Source organism: Herbaspirillum frisingense, assembly GCF_047325095.1.
Classification (GTDB): domain Bacteria; phylum Pseudomonadota; class Gammaproteobacteria; order Burkholderiales; family Burkholderiaceae_D; genus Herbaspirillum; species Herbaspirillum frisingense.
Genome location: NZ_CP168558.1, coordinates 1,604,713 through 1,623,725 on the forward strand (window position 1 = coordinate 1,604,713; position 19,013 = coordinate 1,623,725).

15 protein-coding genes and 1 pseudogene are annotated in these 19,013 nt (G+C 60.3%); 1 reads left to right on the plus strand and 15 read right to left on the minus strand.

Features of this window, described 5'->3' with window-relative positions; genetic code table 11:
* Window positions 1–98: 98 nt before the first annotated feature.
* Together ACEOAC_RS07415 and ACEOAC_RS07420 are read right to left on the minus strand one after the other, a co-directional pair.
* Window positions 99–1,055: a hypothetical protein gene (locus tag ACEOAC_RS07415; RefSeq protein ID WP_413443674.1), complete on the minus strand. Its 957-nt coding sequence runs from the start codon at window positions 1,053–1,055 to the stop codon at window positions 99–101.
* Complete coding sequence (locus ACEOAC_RS07420; protein ID WP_413443673.1) at window positions 1,052–1,360, minus strand: helix-turn-helix transcriptional regulator; 309 nt, start codon at window positions 1,358–1,360, stop codon at window positions 1,052–1,054. Before ACEOAC_RS07420 ends, ACEOAC_RS07415 begins: the two co-directional genes overlap by 4 nt.
* 1,024 nt (window positions 1,361–2,384) lie before the next feature.
* Between ACEOAC_RS07420 and ACEOAC_RS07425 the strand changes: the two genes are divergently transcribed.
* Window positions 2,385–3,791 carry a DUF2130 domain-containing protein gene (locus tag ACEOAC_RS07425; protein ID WP_413443672.1) on the plus strand — a complete coding sequence of 469 codons (1,407 nt, stop codon included), beginning with the start codon at window positions 2,385–2,387 and terminating at the stop codon, window positions 3,789–3,791.
* A 159-nt stretch (window positions 3,792–3,950) separates the two neighbouring features.
* Here the strand turns inward: ACEOAC_RS07425 and ACEOAC_RS07430 are convergent, their stop codons facing one another.
* The 13 genes and pseudogenes from ACEOAC_RS07430 to ACEOAC_RS07490 all read right to left on the minus strand — a co-directional run bounded on the left by ACEOAC_RS07430 (window position 3,951) and on the right by ACEOAC_RS07490 (window position 18,916).
* A complete protein-coding gene (locus ACEOAC_RS07430; RefSeq protein ID WP_006464337.1) occupies window positions 3,951–4,208 on the minus strand; it encodes a PAAR domain-containing protein in 258 nt (85 codons plus the stop codon).
* Entirely contained in the window at window positions 4,198–5,304 is a 1,107-nt protein-coding gene (locus tag ACEOAC_RS07435; protein WP_413443671.1) for a DUF6708 domain-containing protein, read from the minus strand. The genes ACEOAC_RS07430 and ACEOAC_RS07435 overlap by 11 nt, the downstream gene beginning before the upstream one ends.
* A gap of 65 nt (window positions 5,305–5,369) precedes the next feature.
* Window positions 5,370–6,115 (minus strand): annotated as a pseudogene (locus ACEOAC_RS07440) (DUF6708 domain-containing protein); the annotation flags it as partial.
* A 116-nt stretch (window positions 6,116–6,231) separates the two neighbouring features.
* A complete protein-coding gene (locus ACEOAC_RS07445) occupies window positions 6,232–7,476 on the minus strand; it encodes a T6SS effector BTH_I2691 family protein (protein ID WP_413443670.1) in 1,245 nt (414 codons plus the stop codon).
* A complete protein-coding gene (locus ACEOAC_RS07450) occupies window positions 7,473–8,366 on the minus strand; it encodes a DUF4123 domain-containing protein (protein WP_413443669.1) in 894 nt (297 codons plus the stop codon). The genes ACEOAC_RS07445 and ACEOAC_RS07450 overlap by 4 nt, the downstream gene beginning before the upstream one ends.
* Before the next feature lie 16 nt (window positions 8,367–8,382).
* Window positions 8,383–10,866: a type VI secretion system Vgr family protein gene (locus ACEOAC_RS07455; protein WP_413443668.1), complete on the minus strand. Its 2,484-nt coding sequence runs from the start codon at window positions 10,864–10,866 to the stop codon at window positions 8,383–8,385.
* A gap of 223 nt (window positions 10,867–11,089) precedes the next feature.
* Window positions 11,090–12,571 carry a xylulokinase gene (xylB, locus tag ACEOAC_RS07460; protein WP_413628765.1) on the minus strand — a complete coding sequence of 494 codons (1,482 nt, stop codon included), beginning with the start codon at window positions 12,569–12,571 and terminating at the stop codon, window positions 11,090–11,092.
* Window positions 12,572–12,600: 29 nt separating this feature from the next.
* On the minus strand, window positions 12,601–13,482 hold the full coding sequence (locus ACEOAC_RS07465; protein ID WP_413444514.1) for an AraC family transcriptional regulator: 882 nt from the start codon (window positions 13,480–13,482) through the stop codon (window positions 12,601–12,603).
* A complete protein-coding gene (locus ACEOAC_RS07470; protein ID WP_241813185.1) occupies window positions 13,418–14,638 on the minus strand; it encodes an ABC transporter ATP-binding protein in 1,221 nt (406 codons plus the stop codon). The genes ACEOAC_RS07465 and ACEOAC_RS07470 overlap by 65 nt, the downstream gene beginning before the upstream one ends.
* 2 nt (window positions 14,639–14,640) lie before the next feature.
* The gene (locus ACEOAC_RS07475) at window positions 14,641–15,678 is read right to left on the minus strand and encodes an NAD(P)-dependent alcohol dehydrogenase (protein WP_234294283.1); all 1,038 of its coding nucleotides are present in this window, start codon (window positions 15,676–15,678) and stop codon (window positions 14,641–14,643) included.
* 8 nt (window positions 15,679–15,686) lie between these two features.
* Window positions 15,687–16,499, minus strand: coding sequence for a carbohydrate ABC transporter permease (locus tag ACEOAC_RS07480; protein ID WP_413444513.1), 813 nt, complete (start codon window positions 16,497–16,499; stop codon window positions 15,687–15,689).
* Complete coding sequence (locus ACEOAC_RS07485) at window positions 16,487–17,365, minus strand: carbohydrate ABC transporter permease (protein ID WP_241813183.1); 879 nt, start codon at window positions 17,363–17,365, stop codon at window positions 16,487–16,489. Before ACEOAC_RS07485 ends, ACEOAC_RS07480 begins: the two co-directional genes overlap by 13 nt.
* Before the next feature lie 279 nt (window positions 17,366–17,644).
* The gene (locus ACEOAC_RS07490) at window positions 17,645–18,916 is read right to left on the minus strand and encodes an ABC transporter substrate-binding protein (protein ID WP_413444512.1); all 1,272 of its coding nucleotides are present in this window, start codon (window positions 18,914–18,916) and stop codon (window positions 17,645–17,647) included.
* Between the last annotated feature and the right edge of the window lie 97 nt (window positions 18,917–19,013).

Sequence of the window (19,013 nt, forward strand, 5' to 3'; positions counted from 1 at the left end):
TTGCAGTTCTCCAGCAATGCATGGCGCAACGGCTAAAAGTGCCTGGAGATAGCAGCCTACGCACATTGCGTACGATTTGAAAAGGTGACGATTCATTACTAGCCCTTGTTTGAATGGTTGTAGGCGGGTCTTGTGCTCATGAAGGCACGTAGCTCTTGCATCTTTTGTTGCGCTACTTTTCGCTCGGTAGGTGATGATGCAATCGGGAGTGCTGGATCTTGAGATTTGTTTCGATTTGCCCGACGCTTTTGGATCCCCATACCGAGATCGATGGTGAACTCTCCGCTCAGGTACCTCTGAACAATTGCCTCTAGCCACCTTCGCGGGGAAACAATCTCTGGTTTTTTCCCCTGGCGAGCGGCTTCAGTGACACCAGCAAATTCGTCGACGATATCCTGTTGCGAGGTAGGGGATTCTATTCGGCGCAACACAACATCTATGATTGGTCGATGGTCTTGGATGCAGGTTTCGATTTCGAGATTTGCCGAAATAGAAAAAACACTACTACCGCGCGAAGCGCGTTTGTGTGTAGTGGTGGTCTTTGAAGTGATCTCTGATGTAGTCTTTGTTAAAGATGGGGTGTAATGGCCTAGCTTGCCAGGAACTGCCTCGCCGACTTGTTGGTTAGGAGCTCCCCATCCAGTTGGCGAATTTCCATCCAACTGCGAGAGAAGGAAATTCGTGACCCGCTCAAGAGGAATGCGATAGTAGAGTTTCGCCGGGACACCGGAAAGTTTCTCTTCCAATAATCCGAGCGCCTTGAGTTTTTTGCGCGCGGATTCTTGTTTTGCGCGAGATAGGCCGACTTCCCATTCCCAGCTTTGTTTGTCAGGCCCTGATGGGGGGAGCATGACGCCAGAAGCTGTTCGTTCCGCGTCGCGAAGCTTGTAAAACCACGCATCCTGGCCGATTTTGGACTGCCAATGGAGTCCTTGAGCCAAAAACAAGGTCGCTTCGGCACAGCCAATGGCACGCGCGATAGCGGGCGGATACGCGATAATTTCTCTATTGCCAAGTAACTCCGCCAGCAGCCGTGAGATCAGTGCTTCACTCATCGCGAGAACAAGATCGTATTATTGGCTGGCAGGCGGGGGTGTCCGGCTTTGCGCTTTGGTTGTCCGACTTCTTTCTGCGGAGCCGACAAACCATCCTCAACCTTTTCCGGATTGCCCCAATTGCGAATCTGCCCTAAGCGCCATCGCAAATATCTTGACTGCTTGATAGGTGTAAGTCCCTCAAGCCGCTTCGAGCGGATGGTGGAGGGCGCAAAGCCTGTTAAAGCGGCTACTTCTTCCACTCCGACCAAAGTGTCATCTGGCAGTTTTGCCAGTTTTGCTACCAGCGCCCAATCTCTCGCCATCACTCTCTCCTATGGAAATTCACGTCTCCAATATCCGTTAGGGCTGAGAAAAAGCACAGAACACTAAATTACCGCAGCTTAAAAGAGCTAGGTTGAGCTATGATCGATCATCAATGAGATGAACGCAGAATGCGGCTCAATGCAGCGCACGATGACTTTGCGGAGAGGTTGATTTGGGATTGCTAAAAGATCTTCAAACTAGGTTCGGAAAAGTAAGTTATCTACGGTGTGAAAGCGACAATGAGACGGAGCGCGGCTCCTTCGACGACGTAGATCTGAGCGTGCGACCGGACGGTTACGAATACTGGCATTCATTGCGAGAGCAGGGGGAGCGAGAATTGGCAATCGTCTCAGTTGCAGCGCGCAAACCTGGTAGACCTGCGTTATTGCAAACATACAAGATCTATAAGAAAGATTTTTTGAGGCGTTGGAGCAACTTTGTCACGGAACGCGCCGCCACAGACAACGTCACCAAGGATCAGCTGTGGATGGAGCTCGGGTTTATGTGGGATGTCGAGTTACGGGAGTTGCGGAGGGGGGCGACTGGCAAATCTCGAGTTACTTACGATCGGTACATGAAAGTGCTTCGACCACTTGTTGAGAAGAACGGGTGGCATCTCATGCGCCACGGATGCATGACAACGATTTTTAGTGCTCGGCTGTATAGCCAGGAAGAATTTGTGGAATGGGTGAAAAGTTGGGAGTCTCCCACAAACTTGCCACATCTGAAGCTCGTGCCGAAAGTATAATTAGGCTAAAATGAGCTTCGTAGAGATCAGTTAAGCTATTGAAAAATAAAGCTTAATTAAGCATTCTCGTTATTAACACAGGCAATTTTTCTGATTCACACTGCAGGGGTCGCAAGTTCAAACCTTGCACTTTCCACCAAATTCAGAAAAGCCCGCCTAGTGCGGGCTTTTCGCTTTCCTGCTTCCGTTTTCCATTTTCCATTTTCCCTTCATCGCCCCCATTCGCTATCCGTTAAGCTAGCGGGCATTCGGAAAGTACAAGGAAACGAACCCTCATGCACGACATCATCTGCCCCCACTGCGGAAAAGCCTTCAAGATCGACGAAGCCGGTTATGCCGACATCCTCAAGCAGGTCCGTGACAGTGCCTTCGAGCAGCAATTGCATGAACGCCTGGAACTGGCCGAGCAGGACAAGCGCAACGCCATCGAACTGGCCCGCGCCCGGGCCGAGGGCGAACTGCAGAAGGCCGCCGCTGCCCGTGATGCCGAAATCCAGGAATTGAAGGCCCGCCTGGAGGCTGGTGAACTCGCCCAGAAGATGGCCGTGGCCGAGGCCATGGCCAATGTGGAAAAGGAACGTGACCGGCTGGCCCATGACCTGGAGCAGGCGAAAAAGGAAAAGCTGTCCGACCTGCAACTGGCCGAGGCCCGCCTGGCCCAGCAACTGCAGCAGACCGTCAGCGAAAAGGATGCCGAGATCCAGGCGCTCAAAGCCAGGATGGAATCCATTGCCATCACCCAGAAACTGGCCGTCAACGAAGCGGTCGGCGTGGTGGAAAAAGAGCGTGATGAACTCAAGAGCAGCCTGGTGCGCGCCGAACTGGAAAAGCAGCTGGCCGAGAAATCATTGAAGGACAAATACGAAACTCAGATCAAGGACCGCGAAGACATGATCGAGCGCCTGCGCGACATGAAGGCGCGGCTCTCCACCAAGATGGTCGGCGAAACCCTGGAGCAGCACTGCGAGACCGAGTTCAATCGTATCCGTGCCACTGCCTTCCCGCGCGCCTACTTCGAGAAGGACAACGATGCCCGCAGCGGCAGCAAGGGCGACTACATCTTCCGCGATACGGACGCGGCGGGTACCGAGATCGTTTCCATCATGTTCGAGATGAAGAACGAGAGCGATCGTACCGCCACCAGGAACCGCAACGAGGATTTCCTCAAGGAACTGGACAAGGACCGCCAGGAAAAAGGCTGCGAATACGCCGTCCTGGTCTCGCTGCTGGAACCTGAGAGCGAGCTGTACAACACCGGCATCGTCGATGTCTTCCACCGCTACCCGAAGATGTACGTGGTCCGCCCGCAGTTCTTCATTCCCATCATCACCCTGCTCAGGAATGCTGCGCTCAATTCCTTGAAGTACAAGACCGAGCTGGCGCTGGTGAAGGCACAGAACATCGACATTACCAACTTCGAATCCGAACTCGATACCTTCAAGGCCGCCTTCGCCAAGAACTACGACCTGGCGTCGCGCCGCTTCCAGACTGCGATAGAGGAAATCGACAAGTCGATCGACCACCTGCAGAAGACCAAGGAAGCCCTGCTCGGCACCGACCGCAACCTGCGCCTGGCCAACGACAAGGCGCAGGATGTCACGATCAAGCGGCTCACGCGGGGTAATCCGACCATGGCGGGGAAGTTTGCCGATCTCAAGAAAGAGACGCCTGACGGGCAGTGATGCAGCCGGCTTCAAGGACACCGTGGTCAGGTCCTGGTGCCTTGTCATCTCTCGATCATCGATGTGGCGAGGACTCCCCGTAACGGGCGGGAAGTCGGTGCGTGTCGTGGCAGGACGAAGCACCACCCGGCACGCTTTGTTTCGTCCCTGCCAGCTTTCTTAGAGCGAGGAAATCAATGTCGCACCACATGCAGTTGCGTCACCGTGATAGGCGACCTGCTTGCCGTGGTGCTTGCGCGTGCTGTTGCTGGGCTGGATGGCGAATTGCCCCTTGCACTTGGGACAGGTCGTCATATCGCCTTCAAGCGCGACCGCCTTGCCCATGGCCTTGAGTGTATCGTTGGCAGATATCACTTCACCGCCGTGAGAGGTCTTGTCACCCAGGCGGATGACGGCTCTACCTTGTTCATCTTTCATGAGGGGATTTCCTTGGTTGATGGATGGTTGGTGGAATGTCTTCGGCCCATAGCAAGGCATTGGCGATGGGATCTTTTTCGCCAGACCAGTTTTCCATTTCTTTCTTGTCACCTTCTGGATATTCATTTCTATCCAGTGCATGCGCTGTCTCCGCCCACCCGATGGGTGTGCTGCCGGACGGCTCATCGAAAGGATCATTAGAGTCGATGACACTGACCGTGTTTACTGCGTCAGGCCAGATCGGATCACGGCAAGTCCATAGCGCAATCAGGCGGTGACTGGTCATCAGCAAGATGAACGGCATCATCGCAATGCGCGACGCTGCGCTGGCACGCATCCCGAAGCTGTATAGGCAGAACAAAAAGCTTTCCAGCGCGTTTTCCTTTTCCTTGAAGAAGAGGAGCGGCTTAGGTAAATCCGCCGGACCGTGATTCATGTACCAGCACCAGTAGTTCCACTGCGAAAGTAGGCCTGTGAGGCATTCGTCCTCTTCCCACGTTCGCCCGATCGCGAATGCTCGTATGACGTTGCCGTTCTGATCAACCTCATAATGTCGGATATGAAAGATGTGCCTGCTACGGACGATTCTGCGGTGGATACAGAAGATAGTCTTATCGTTCCAGGGGACTTCCCATGTGATATCGCCCTCGCCCGGCTTAGAAAAGAATCTGCGGTGACGAATCGCGTAGATTTTCTTTTCCCTGCGATTGAAGCGGATGGGGCGCCGCTTGAGTGCGAAGAATTCGTCCCTCCCATACTTGAACGCCAAGCGCGCAAATTCGATGAACCCTGCGATTGCTATGAGATAGATAATACTTAATGTCGTACTATCTGATGGAAGGGGCCGCAGATGGATCTTCACCATGCTTGCCAGTATCAGCCCTAACACAAGGATAGTGTAAATAACCGTACCGGCTTGCCAATGCCTTTCTCTAAACGGCTGATCCGTCACGTCCATGTAGGTGGAATTGATTCGGAAAATCGTGGCGGAGTCTTTGCACTCAGAACTGACAGGCTCATTGATGCTCAAGCGATGTCGAAGATCCCATTCGGGGATAGGGTGACCAGCTTTGAATTGAATTATGCGTTCATCCATTTTTAACTTAAAGCGATTTTTTAGCTCCGTATGACGCTAGGCGAGGCGGACCTATTTGTTCGGCGTTAATGCTTGGGAGGTATGTCTTTTTCCCAGAGTAGAGCATTGGCAGCACGGTCTGCTTCGCCAGACCAGCTTTGCATGTCCTTTTTGTCGCCTTCCGGATATTCGTTTCGATCCAGTGCGTGCGCAGTTTCTGCCCATCCGATGGGTGTGCTGCCGGAGGGCTCGTTGAAAGGGTCATCTGGCTCGAAGACGCTGACCTTGTTCACTGCGTCAGGCCAGATCGGATCACGGCAAGTCCATAGCGCCATCAGGCGATGGCTAGTCATCAGCAGGATGAACGGCATCATCGAAATGCGATAGGCAGCGCTCGCACGCATCCCAAAGCCGTATAGGCAGAACAGAAAGCTCTCGAGGGGGTCTCCTTCTCCTTGAAGAAAAGGAGCGGCCTAGGTAAATCCGCCGGACCGTGATTCATGTACCAGCACCAGTAATTCCATTGCGAGAGCAGGTCTGCTAGGCATGTCCCTTCTTCCCATGTCCTGCCGATCCCGAATGCACGTATTACATTGCCATTCTGATCGACCTCGTAATGTCGGATATGGAAAACGTAGCCGTGACTGGCCCTTCTCCGGTGGATGCAAAAGATGGCTTCGTCGTTCCACGGGACTTCCCATGTGATATCGCCTTCACCTGGTTTGGCACCGAATCTGCGGTGACGAATCGCGTAGATTTTTTTCTCCTTGCGATTGAAGCGGATGGGGCGCCGCTTGAGTGCGAAGAATTCGTCTTTCCCATACTTGAAAGCCAGGCGTGCAAATTCGACGAATCCTGCGATTAGAAGAAGATAGGCAAGAGCTAAACCAGTACCGAATGGTGGTAGAGGTTGCAGGTGGATCTTTATCGTGGTTGCCAGTATCAGCACTAACACGCAGATAGCGTATCGGCAGCGTCATGGACAGCCTCCATCCAGTTCGCCAGTTGCTCGCTCCTGAGCCAGCCGACATGGGTCATCACCAGCTGAAGGTAGCGTGGTTCGAATTCCTTGAGCGCGGCTTCATAGACGGCAGGGAAAGCCTTTAGCTTCTTCTCGTCCAGGGTCGGCTTGCCATTGTCATGAGTCAGATCATGCCAAGCTTCGTCTGCGGCGGCCTCTTGCCGACCGGCCTTGTCGATGCCGTACTTCCTTCTTTTCTCTTGTTGCTTCTTCTCGTAACGCTCAAGCCCACCCGCCTTGAAGACGGCCATCCACCCCTTCAACCCAGCGTAGAGATTGCCATCGGGATGATGCTTGCTTACCTCGTCGATCGTGTCGTCGAGGTTCACGTCGTCACGGGCTTCCCGACGTACGTGTTGTTCCGTCATGGCCAGGATGTCGGCGATGACTTTGGATTGATGCACCTTTTCATCGAATCCTGCCTGCAAGCCCGGTACGGTCAGCTCGCTGAAGTCGTTGGTCATGCCGACCGGGTCGTTGAGGGCGGCGATGTAGCCTTTGAAGTGGGGTTCCTGTTGCGCCATGATGCCGTTGAAGCGCGCCTTGGTGGCGTATTTCAGGCTCTCGAAATCGACGGGGGTGTTGCTGAAGGAAAAGGCTTTCTTCATGGCCTCTGTGTTGGCAGCGAAATGCGAGACCTTCTCCGCGCAGGCGCTGAATTCGCCGGTATGCACCGCACTGCCCGCCAGCAGGGCGGGGATGGCGATGCAGCGCATGTGTTTCTTGCGCCAGCTTGCATCGCTGACTTTCTTGATCAGGGTCCTAGTCCACTGCACATTGGACCAGCCTATCCAGAAGTTACCTGCGGGGTCGGCATCGGTGTGCTCGATGTCGACGCAATAGGCGCGAACGACTTCGCTGGCTTCGATACAGGCGAACCGGATTGTCGAGGGATGGGGCGCGTTGTATTCCAGCGGGTAGTTCCACAGATGCCCGGTGGGCAGGACGACATAGGCCTTGAGCCGCTGGCGTCGCTCGTCATAGGTATAGAGATAGCCGGGGCGCAGCGCACGCAGGGTGTACTTGGCGGTGCCTGCGGCCTGGGGTGCGTCTTCGATGCGGAAATTGCCGGATAGCCCTGGTACGACGTCCGCGCCATATGGACTGGCGACGGCGTAGCGGACCGGGTAGATCAGCAGGCCTTTCTTGTGGCAGAAGTTACAGTTGGTCATCGTGCTGCTCCTCTGGAAGGGGACATGAGGCGGTGGAGCTCTTCCATCTGCTGGTAATCGACATGGTCGAGCCGGGCGAGGAGGGCGCTCCAGTTGGTTGCGCCGCTGGACAGTGCGGTCCATGCGTCGCTCAGTTTTGGATGCTGAAGAAATGCGCTTTCGTAGCGAACGCAATGGATGGCGTAGGCGATCAGGTCATCTGGCGCGGAAAGATTGAGCCGCTGCCGGCCTCGACCGAGTGCGAGTTCGCCACGTCGCTGGTGTTGCAGGATTTCCTGCGGCGTGAAGGAGGCGGGTGGCTTGTCGAGATTGCGCAGTACGCGTTCCAGCAGATGGGCGTGGGCCAGGCTGTTCCACTGGTTACTACTGGGCCAGGCGGGCCGGATTCCTTCCAGGGCGTCCACTTCCCGTCCCGGGCCGGGCATGCTCCACCAATGGCCGCACCAGGCGAAGCACCACTGCGTGACCGGACCCAGCAAGGCGTCGCGTTGCTCGGGGGAGAACAGGTGCATGGACAAGGAAAAGACGCGAGGATCGAAGTAGCGCCAATAGATGGGTTCCCCTTCCGGGCCGGGGCCGATCAGGAAGCGGGCGATGGCACGCGCCAGCCTGTCGATGTCTGCTTCGGTTTCAAGCCAGGCGCACAGGGTGGGCGGATGTGCTGCCTCCGGCTCCTGGCGCAGGGCGGTGGTGACGGTTTCCTGCTGTTCCGGCGTGAGCGCGGCCATGTCGATGAGGCGCGGCGTCAGTTCTTCCGCATCCTTGAGCATCGGCGTGTTGCAGACATGCGTGGGAAGCGACTTCAAGATCGGGTGATAGCCGGCACTGGATGGCTCGACCAGCACGTAGCCGGTGGTGATCACATCACCGGGAAGCGAGACGGCTTGCATGGGATCTCCGTATGGATCAGGACAAGGGGACGCTGGCGTCGCCCGCCTGCGCGGCGCCGTTGTTCCGGGTGGAGCAGAGGCGTGCGCCGGGGAATTCGGCGGGCTTTTCCTGCGGGCCGAAGGTCTGGTGGTCTTCGGCGTGGATGTGATGTACGCCCTTCGTGAAGCCGGTGATGCCCTCGGCGATCACCAGTTCGCTGCCGCCACCGTTGAGGCGGATACCCTTCTTGGCTCTGAGGTTGATCCAGTCGCGGGTGCTGATGATGTCCACTACCTTCTGCGCGAGGATTTCCATGCTGTCGTTCTGTGCCTGGATTTGCACCCGTCCGCTGGCGGCGATGAGTTTCAGACCCATGCGGTAGGCCAGCAGCGAGATCTTTTCTGCGGCACTGGCAAAGAAGGACTTGCCGGCCGCCAGCGAGACATGGCTGCCGGCGGTCACGGCGGCGTGCTCGGCGCTGGCCAGATGGGTGGAGGCGCCGGAGCTGGCTTCGATGCCGCTGGGGCTGGCCAGCAGCAGATGCGGTTCGCTCAATTCGGCAGGGCGGCCATCCTCGCTGCTGCTGCCCTGGATGGCGTCGTTCTGCGCCTGGAGGGCGGTGGCAACTTGCTGCTGGTCGCCGTCCTTGTCCTGGGCCTGGTGTTCCTGGGCCAGCCGGGAGAGGCTGTCCACGGTGCTGCGCGCCTGCGTCAACCGGGTCACGGTCTCGCCCAGGCCGGTCACATGTCCATGCGCCTTGGGTCGTGCCTCGCTGGTGAGCAGCAGTCCCTGGGCGGCGCGGATGACGCCGTGCGCGTCGGAACGTAGCTCGAATCCCTGGCCGCGGGCGTCCCGGCGTCCCTCCCGTTGTTCGATGCGGGTGATGTGGCCCAGGGAGAGTTGACTGTCGAAGGCGTCACTGCGCATCTGTGTCTGGATGGCCCCGTGCGTGTCATCGAAGAGCAGGTGACCGGAGCGGCCCACCGGGGTATTGCCCTGCCTGGGCGTGAGCTCAAGGCTGCGCATGCCGGACAGGGCCACCTGCGAGGGCAGGGCCCAGGGTGGCATGTTGATCTGGTTGACCACCGAACCGGTGATGATGGGTCGATCCGGATCGCCCCCCAGCCATTGCACGATCACCAGCTGCCCGATGCGCGGCACGGCGATGCATCCCTGTGTGCCGCCGGTCCAATGACTGGCCACCCTGATCCAGGCCGAACTGCCGGCGTCGTTCTTGCCGATCCGGTCCCAGTGGAATTGCACCCGCACCCGGCCATATTCGTCGACGAAGTGATTTTCGCCGGAGGGGCCGACCACGGTGGCCGTCTGGATGCCGTTGAGCAGGGTTGGCTGGCTGTGGTGACCCCGGCCTGGGCGCCAGGGGATGCGTCGGCGCAGGCAGGTGATCCGGTTGGTGTAGATGGGAGGTGCGTCGGCGCCCTGCAGATAATTGTTGGTGGCGCTGTGCTCCACGCTGATGATCAGGAACTTCTGGTCTTCGTCACGACTGCTCCTGTCGGGCTTCCTTGATCCTTGCTCCGAGAAATGGCCGGTCATGCGGAAGGTGCGGCCCGGCTGCAGATAACGGCAATTGCCGGCGCCCTCGAAGATCTTGGCCTGGGCTTCGAATTCTTCTATCCGGATGCGGCTTTTCCGGTCGCCCTCTTCCCGGCTGCCAAAACCATAGGCGCCTGTGTATTCGTAATGTTCCACCGGCAGGGCCGAACCCTGCTTGTTCAGCGTTGGTACATTGACCGCAAGGGTGCCGGCCATCTTGAAATCGTAGCTGGTGAGGGCAACGCTGGCGGGCTGGAAGCGACGCGCAGCGGACCAGCTGGCAATGCCGTCTTCTTCGATGGCGCCGCCATGGCGCTGGAAGGGGACTTCCTCGTCGCCGTCGATGGGCTGGGCGTAGGTGGAGTCATCCGACAGTATCAGGTGATGGCCCTGGGCGTCGTGCTCGTAGTGGTAATGCCATCCGGCGTCTTCCCATCGACGGTGCAGCATATTGCTGTCGCTTTCGTCGAACTGGAACATCTGGGTCCGGACCGGATCGGTTTTTCTGCGCTGAAGGTCCCATTTCGCGTGCAGGCGATAATCACGGAAGATCGTCGCACTCAGGTCTTCCAGCGAAAGACGGTGGAAGATGCGGTTGTTCTTGCGTGATTTCAGGAAGGCCAGCCAGGGGACCAGCCGGGCTTCATAGAAGGCGATGCCACCATCGCTACGCAGGAGAGTGAAGCGATCGACATAGCCGGTGAAGTAGCGCTGCGTGCCATCGGCGCGGGTCAGGGCTGCGCACAGCAGCTTGCCCATCATGGTTTTGAGCTCGATGCCGGCATCGTTGCTCAGCAGTTCCAGCGAGTAGCAAAAGTCGCGGCTCAAGGCCTCGCTGGCCTCCAGCCGATTGATCAGCAATTCGGCGTCGGGGCCGTCCTCATGGACGAAGGAGAGTTGCAGGATGCGATTGTGCTGGCGCTGGCGGGTCAGCATTTCCCAGCGCTTGGGGTCTCGTTGCATGCGGGTCTTTCTGCGGGAAGGGGTGGTTTCCCGGAGAAAGCGGATGCGCTACTAGCAGGCCAGATCGGGAAAGCGCAGATGGTTGCATGGCGCTAGCACGAAGTCTGTTGAAATGCTTCGAGAAATGAGGTGTTTTCGCCGCTGGCGATGATGTGGAAAAGGCTGACCGGAGAGGGCGTCCAGTGACGGTCAGCGGTGTAACTTCGTGCTGCCTTTTCGGATATCAGGTCCGGGAGAATCGGCTGAATTCCTCGGCCAGACTGGCGTAGAGACGCCGATACTGTGCCAGCCTGCGCATCAGCTGTTCCTGCCTCCCGGAGTCGGGGTGGTAGGTCTCCAGAATCTCCGGCGCCACGCAGACTTTCGCCACATCCTCCCCCCTATGCGCCAGGCGCCCCAAGCGCGCTGCCCCCAGTGCTGCGCCGACTTCCGCCCCCGCATGTCGCCGCAAGGGAATTCCCAGCGCTGTGGCACACAACTCTCCCCAGAACGCACTGCGCGATCCGCCGCCGACGAGGGCGGCGCTCTGCAGCACGGTACCCGCCGCCTGCAGCGCTGCATAACCATCCGCCATGGCAAAGGCCACACCCTCCATCACGGCATAGGCCAGGTGGGCGGCGTCGTGCGCCGGTGTCATGCCGAACAGCACTCCCTTGGCATTGGCATCGTTGTGCGGGGTGCGTTCGCCGTTGAGATAGGGCAGGAAGATCGGCGCCTGGGTCTGTTGCGTTGCGTTGAGATGTTCGGCACCGGCGACCAGTTCGGCCACCTCGCGACCGACCACGCCGGATAACCAATGCAGGCTGGCAGCGGCGGACAGGATCACGCTCATCTGGTGCCATTGCCCGGGCAGGCAGTGGCAGAAGGCATGCACGCCCTGTTGCGGGTTGGGGGCGTGCCGTGCGGTGGCGGCAAACAGCACGCCCGAGCTACCCAGCGAGAGGAAGGCGTCGCCGGCCTGGATCACGCCGATGCCCACGGCGCTGGCGGCATTGTCACCGGCGCCGCCAGCCACCACCACCGGGCCGTCGATGCCCCATTCGCGGCGCAATTCCTCGCGTAGCTGGCCGGCCACTGCGCTGCTTTCCACCAGGCGCGGCATGTGGCTGCGGTCCAGTCCGGTGGCGGCGAGCATGCGCTCGGACCAGTCGCGTCGCGCCACGTCCAGCCAGAGCGTGCCGGCCGCGTCCGACATCTCGGAGACAAACTCGCCGGTCAGCTTCCAGCCCAGGTAATCCTTGGGCAGCAAGACCTTGTCGATGGCACGGTAGACCGCCGGTTCGTACTTCGACAGCCACAGCAGCTTGGGCGCGGTAAAGCCGGGCATGGCGCGATTGCCGGTGATGAGGGCGGCGTCTGGCACCAGTGCTTCCAGCTCCACGCACTCGGCGTGGGCGCGCATGTCGTTCCACAGGATGGCCGGGCGCAGGACGTTGCCGTTGCGGTCCAGCAGGGTGGCGCCATGCATCTGGCCGGAGATGCCGATGCCGCGCAGCGCCGAGAAGGCCTGCGGGGCCTCGGTGCGCAGCGCGGCGATGGCGTCCTGCGTGGCGTTCCACCACGATTGCGGCGCCTGTTCTGACCACAGCGGGTGCGGGTTGTCCACGCGCAGCCTGGCGCCGGTGGTGGCGATGACGCGGGAGTCGTCGTCGGTGAGGACGAGCTTCACTTCGGAAGTGCCGAGGTCGATGCCCAGATAGCTCAAATCAATTTCCTTTGCTTGCGGAGTAGGGGTCAGGCCACTGCCCGGACGTCGTCATTGAGCCGGTGCAGCGAGCGGAAACGCGAGGGCGGCATGCCCTTGCAGGCCAGGAACTGGCGATTGAAATTGGAAAGATTGTTGAAGCCCACCCGGTAGCACACCTCGGTCACGCTCAGTTCGGTGCACATCAGCAGTTCGCAGGCTTCGTTCAGGCGCAGGCCATTCTGGTACTGGATGAAGGTGCAGCCTGTATGGCGCTTGAAGAAGCGGGTAAAACTGCTCACGCTCATGCCGGCCAGGTCGGCCACATCTGTCTCGCGCAGGTTGCCACCCAGATTCTGGCGGATATAAGACAACACCTGGTTGATGGTGGACGACATGTGGCGCTGGGCATTGAGGTCGTAACCCGGACCGGCCAGCGGCCTGCGCTCTGGGCAGGACGCCAGTTGTTCCAGCACCGACATCATCAGCACCACGCGCCGCGCACCACCGGCCTGTGCCAGTTCCTGCATCAGCGGCGTGATCGATATCCCCAACGCATCGGGAAACTGCAGACCACGCGCTGCGCCATCGAGCAGTTCCTGCAAGGGCGCCAGTTCGGGAATGGCGCCCACCATGCGCTCCACGAAGGGGCGCGAGAACTGCAGTACCAGGTCGCGCCCGGCCAGGTGCTGATCCTGCCCCAGGTTGCTGACCCAGTTGTGCGGCAGGTTGGGGCCGGTCAGCACCAGGTTGCCGGGGCCGAAATCGTCGATGCAGTCACCCACGAAGAACTTGCCGTTGGAGGCGGTAATGACGTGGATTTCATATTCGGGATGGAAGTGCCATTTGGCCACCGTGTGCGGGTAGTCATGCACCCAGGCCCTGAACGATTCGTCCTGGCGGGTATGCACCAGTTCCAGATCCGGACTCATGCTTGGTCTCCTTGCCATGCGGGCCGTCGTCATGCCAGGGGGCCGGCAGGGCGCCCGCGGGCAGCGACAGGTTCTCTCCGCTTGCTACATCGAACACATGCAGGTCATGCTGATCGAAGGCCAGTGTCAGCGGCGCGCCCGTTTGCGGCAGGCGCTCGGCAGGGACCAGTGCGGTCAGCGTCTCTTCGCCGCAGCGGGTGGTCAGCAGTGCGTCGGCACCGAGAATCTCGACCAGTTCCACGCTGACCGGGCAGGTCAGGCTGGCGGCTGTGTCCCGCTGGCCGGCAATGCGGACGTAGTCGGGACGTATCGCCAACTTTACCGCCATTCCATGGCGCAGGCGTGAAAACCTTTCACCTTTGAGTGTCCAGCGCTGACGGGCTGTGTCGATGACCACGTCCTGATCTTGTCGCTGCACCACGCCCGAGAGGAAGTTCATCGCCGGAGTGCCGATGAAGCCGGCCGCAAACAGGTTGCGCGGGTAGCGGTAGAGCTCGGCCGGGCTGCCGGCCTGGACGATGCGGCCCTCCTGCATCAGGACCACGCGATCGGCCAGGGTCATCGCCTCCAGCTGGTCGTGGGTGACGTAGACGGTAGTGGTGCGCAGGCGCTGGTGCAGGCGCTTGATGTCGCCGCGCAACTGGGCGCGCAGCTTGGCGTCCAGGTTGGAGAGCGGTTCGTCGAACAGGAACACCGAGGGCGTCTTGATGATGGCGCGGGCAATCGCGGCGCGTTGCTGCTGGCCGCCGGACATGGCGCGGGGCTTGCGCTCCAGCAGGGTGTCCAGGTTCAGCATGGCGGCCACCTCGCGCACCCGGCGGTCGATCTCGGCGGCCGGTCGCTTGAGCCGCCGCAGGCCGAAGGCGATGTTGTCATAGACATTCATGTGCGGGTAGAGCGCATAGTTCTGGAACACCATGGCCACGTTGCGATCCCGCGCCGGCAGCGCGTTGACCACCTGGCCGCCGATGGCAAGGGTGCCGCCCGAGATGTCTTCCAGGCCGGCGATCATGCGCAGCATGGTGGATTTGCCGCAGCCGGAAGGGCCCAGCAGGACCACGAATTCACCGTCGCCGATGTGCAGGTCCAGTGGATGTAGCACCGGCGGGCCACCGGCATAGTGCTTGGCCAGTCCCTGGCAGTGAATGTCAGCCATGGTCAGCCTTCCATCTCGATCTGGATCTTGACGTCCTGGGGACGTCCGCTGGCGGCTTCCTCGAAGGCGCGGATGCTTTGCGAGAAGGGGAATTTGCGTGAAATGAAAGGCTTCACATCGATCATGCCGGAGCTGATCAATGCCAGCGCCCTGGGGAAGATATTGGCATAGCGGAAGACCGATTCCAGCCGCACTTCCTTGGTCTGCATGGCCACCACGTCCAGCGCCACCGGTTCCGGCGGCATGCCCACCAGCACCGCGCAGCCGCCCGGGCAGACCAGGTCCATCAGGCTCTGGTAGACGCCGCCATGGCCGGAGGCTTCGAACACCACATCGGCGCCCCAGTCGCCGGTGAGCTGGCGCACTACGTCCACCAGCGAATGTTGCGACACATCGACCGTGGTGACGGCGCGGTTGCCGGCGAAGTGCGCCAGTTTCTCCGCCACCACATCGGCCAGGATCACCCGTGCCGCGCCGCCGGCCAGGGCAGCCAGGGCCGTCATCGCACCGATGGTGCCGGCGCCGATCACCACTGCCGTGTCGCCCGGTTTCATGCGCGCCTTGGTGGCGGCTTGCAGGCCGATGGAGAGCGGCTCGACGATGGCGCCCTCGGCGAAGCTGACATTGTCCGGCAGGCGATAGGTGAAGGCGGCGGGATGCACCACGCTACCGGTCAGGCAGCCATGGATCGGCGGCGTGGCCCAGAAGCGTACCGCCGGGTCGAGGTTGTACAGGCCGCGCAGCGTGGCCGGCGAATCCAGGCGCGGGATGCCCGGCTCCATGCAGACGCGGTCGCCCACCTTCAAATGGGTGACCTCGGCCCCGACCTCGGCTACCGTGCCGGAGGCTTCATGGCCCAGCACCATCGGCGCTTCCACCTTGAAGGGGCCGATGCTGCCGTGGGTGTAGTAATGCAGGTCGCTGCCGCAGATGCCCACGGTATGGATGCGGATGAGTACATCCTGCGGTCCCACCTGTTGCGGCAGGTCGATCTCGCGCAGCTTCAGTTCGCGGGTGGCTTCGAGTACGAGGGCTTGCATGGGGTCTCCTATTTTGCTTTGAGCATGGAATTCAACAGCCGGCTCAATACGCCGACGAAGATCAGGGGCGGTAGCGCCAGCAGCACGGTAGAGGCATTGATCACGCCCCACGGCACTTCCTGGCCCATCGAGGTAAAGGCCGAGGCCACCACCGGCAAGGTGGCGCTGGCCGAGGAGGTCAGGGCCAGGGCGATCATCAGCTCGTTCCAGACCAGCACGAAGCTGAAGATGATCCCGCCCAGCAGGGTGCCGGCGCAATTGGGCAGGGCGATCTTCCAGAACACGGCATAGGGGCCGTAGCCGTCGAGGGCGGCGGCTTCCTCGATCTCGCGCGGCATGCGCTGGAACACCGGGATCGACAGCCAGGTGATGGTCGAGAGCGTGGTCAGCAGATAGGTCACGATCATCGAGAAACGCGTGTCGTACAGACCCAGGTCGACCCAGATCGCAATGAGCGGGATGGCCACCGCCACTGGCGGCAGGAAGCGCAGCGACAGCAGGAAGAACTGGATATCGCGCTTGCCCGGCACGTGATAGCAGGCAATCACATAGGCTGCCGGTACGCCCATGAGCGTGCCCAGCAGTACCGCGCTGCCGACGATGACGGCGCTGTTGGTGAGACCGGTCAACACTTCCGGGCTGCCGATGACCTGCCGGTAATTCTCCAGCGTGGGCGTAAAGAAGAAGCGCGGCGTGGGCGTGACGATGTCCAGCAGCGTCTTGAGCGAATTGAGCAGCGCCCACAGCAGCGGGAACAGCGCCACCAGCACCAGCAGGATACCCACGCCCCAGACGGCGCAGCGTGCGATCAGTCTTCCCATTTGCTCACCCGCTTCCAGATCAGGGTAAAGATCAGCGTGGTCGCCACCATCATCAGTACCGCCATGGTGGAGGCATACGAGACCTTGCCGGACAGTCCAATCCCTTGCGCATAGGCATACATGTCCAGCGTCTCGGTGGTGACGCCGGGGCCGCCCTTGGTCATCACGTAGATCAGGTCGAAGGAACGCAGCGACTCCACCATCTTGATGAAGACCAGGCTCATCAAGGGGGCCTTCAGCATCGGCAGGGCAATGTAGGCGTACACCTGCCAGGTGCGGGCATAGTCCAATCTGGCCGCTTCCAGTGGTTCAGGGGGGAGTGTTTCCAGCAGCTTCAACACGATCACGGCGAAGAACAGGCCCCATTGCCAGATGTCCACCAGCGCCACCGCGTACAGTGCCATCACCGGGTCGGACAGGAAGGCCGTGTCATGGATGCCCACCAGCCCCAGCACCCAGCCAAGGATGCCGGTCAGCGGCGAATACATGAACTTCCAGATGAAGGCCGCCGACACCCGGGGCAGCAGTACCGGCGTGATCAGCAGCACGCACATGGCGTGCCGCCACTTGCCGTGGACGTTTTCGAAGAGATAGATGGCGATGAGCACACCCGCCACCACGGCGCCGAGCACGGTCACCACTTCCCAGATCGCCGAGACTTCGATGGCGTTGAGGAAGCGCCGGTCCGACAGCAGTCTTTCCACGTTGCGCAGCCAGACATAGTCGCTGTCGGGATAGCGCAGTACGCGGTTCTTCAGGGCCAGGTTGATGGCCGCCACCGTCGGCACCAGGCCCAGCACCAGCATCACCAGCAGCGAGGGCCCCAGGAACAGGTAGGGTAGCGAGGTCTTTCCACGATTGAACATGCAGGACTCCGGAAGCCGCCGCGACCCAAGGATAGGGCCTCGGCGGTGACTTCTTCTAAGCGAGGCGTAGCGTCGGCGCCACGCCAGTACGTTCCGATTCCTTGGCGACCGTTCGTCCTGAGTAGGCCCGCAGGGCCGTATCGAAGGCGCGCGGTGTCTGCGCCAGTCGTGCAAGTTCAGCAAAGAACCGGCGACAAGTACAGTTGCGCCTTCGATACGCGGCCATGCCGCTACTCAGTCCGAACGGTGCTCGGGGTGGGATCGAGGTTTGGCTTGCCGCTATTTGCGCGCATGTTCCATGGCATCCTGCGCATATTGCGCAGCATCGTTGAGCGCGCGAGGAATGTCCTTCTGCGTGCCGGTGAACACTTCCTCCAGCGCCACGCCCAGGTTGTCGCCGATGTCCGGCCATTGCGGGCTGGGCCAGATGGTCAGCTTGGAGACCGGGGTGGTGTCCTTCAGACCGGCCAGGATCTGCGGCTTGACGTTCTTCTGGAAGTAGTCGCTCTGGACGGTGCTGTTGCGGTTGTAGTCGCTGAAGACCTTTTCGCGCAGACGGGCCTGTTCCTGTTCCTTGCCGGTGGCGAAGGCGATGAACTTGCCGGCTGCCTGGCGCGTGCATTCATCCTTGGCGCCGACGGCCGAGATGGCCAGGCCGTGGCCATAGGCGGCCGAGGGCAGGGGAGCAGGCGGACGGGCATAGCCGACCTTGTCGGCCACGCTGGACTTGCTGCTGTCTTCCATCCAGTCGGCAAAGGGCGTGGACTCGATCATGAAGGCCACCTTGCCGGAGCGGAAGGCTTCCAGCGCGTTGCTCCAGTCGTAGGTCGCAGCTCCCGGTGGCGCGTACTTGAAGAGTTCGGCATAGAGCTGTGTGGCCTTCACTGCCGCTGGCGAATTGAAGGCCGGCTGGTTGTTCTTGTCGGTCCAGCTGCCGCCCTGGGCCAGCATGAAAGGCGCCCAGCGCCACACGTTCATGCCCGAGCCGCGCTGGCCGCGTGCCACCCAGCCATAGACATTGGGCGGGGAATGCAGCTTCTTGATGTCGGCCACCAGTTCGTCCAGCGTGCGTGGTACCGGCAGGCCGACCTTCTCCAGCAGGTCGCGGCGATAGAAGAGGAAGTCCGAGCCGCCGATCAGCGGCGCGAAGTAGGCTACATCCTTGTAGCTGGCCACGGCACGGCGGCCGGGCAGGAAGTCGTCATAGTCGGCTTCCTTGGGGAAATACTTCAGCAGCGGCACGATCCACCCGGCCGAGGCGAATTCGGCCACGTTGGCCTCATCGACGTAGTAGACCTGATACGAGCCGGCCTTGGTGGAGGCATCCAGGCGCGACTTCGCGCGACGGTCGTTCTCGCCGAAGTAGCTGATCTCGACGCGGGTACCGCTGCGCTTCTGGTAATCGGCCAGCGATTTTTCCATCACGGTCAGTCCCAGACTCTTCTGGGCCAGTACCTTCAGTACGGGGACGTTGCAGGACTGCGCCGATACCGACAACGGCAACGCAGCACCCAGGACGGCGCACGCGGCGCCCAAGTAGAACCTGTTCACGATTTGTCTCCTGATATTTTTTATCGATCACCTGTCACGTGTCTCGGCGTGCGCGCAACCCGATCGGGGAACATAGCGCAGTGCGAACACAGCCTGT

Bases quoted from the DNA above. Each gene is read 5' to 3' on its own strand.
- ACEOAC_RS07415 (WP_413443674.1), bottom strand. From the start codon at position 1,055: ATGAGTGAAGCACTGATCTCACGGCTGCTGGCGGAGTTACTTGGCAAT.
- ACEOAC_RS07420 (WP_413443673.1), bottom strand. From the start codon at position 1,360: ATGGCGAGAGATTGGGCGCTGGTAGCAAAACTGGCAAAACTGCCAGAT.
- ACEOAC_RS07425 (WP_413443672.1), top strand. From the start codon at position 2,385: ATGCACGACATCATCTGCCCCCACTGCGGAAAAGCCTTCAAGATCGAC.
- ACEOAC_RS07430 (WP_006464337.1), bottom strand. From the start codon at position 4,208: ATGAAAGATGAACAAGGTAGAGCCGTCATCCGCCTGGGTGACAAGACC.
- ACEOAC_RS07435 (WP_413443671.1), bottom strand. From the start codon at position 5,304: ATGGATGAACGCATAATTCAATTCAAAGCTGGTCACCCTATCCCCGAA.
- ACEOAC_RS07445 (WP_413443670.1), bottom strand. From the start codon at position 7,476: ATGACCAACTGTAACTTCTGCCACAAGAAAGGCCTGCTGATCTACCCG.
- ACEOAC_RS07450 (WP_413443669.1), bottom strand. From the start codon at position 8,366: ATGCAAGCCGTCTCGCTTCCCGGTGATGTGATCACCACCGGCTACGTG.
- ACEOAC_RS07455 (WP_413443668.1), bottom strand. From the start codon at position 10,866: ATGCAACGAGACCCCAAGCGCTGGGAAATGCTGACCCGCCAGCGCCAG.
- ACEOAC_RS07465 (WP_413444514.1), bottom strand. From the start codon at position 13,482: ATGAGTCCGGATCTGGAACTGGTGCATACCCGCCAGGACGAATCGTTC.
- ACEOAC_RS07470 (WP_241813185.1), bottom strand. From the start codon at position 14,638: ATGGCTGACATTCACTGCCAGGGACTGGCCAAGCACTATGCCGGTGGC.
- ACEOAC_RS07475 (WP_234294283.1), bottom strand. From the start codon at position 15,678: ATGCAAGCCCTCGTACTCGAAGCCACCCGCGAACTGAAGCTGCGCGAG.
- ACEOAC_RS07480 (WP_413444513.1), bottom strand. From the start codon at position 16,499: ATGGGAAGACTGATCGCACGCTGCGCCGTCTGGGGCGTGGGTATCCTG.
- ACEOAC_RS07485 (WP_241813183.1), bottom strand. From the start codon at position 17,365: ATGTTCAATCGTGGAAAGACCTCGCTACCCTACCTGTTCCTGGGGCCC.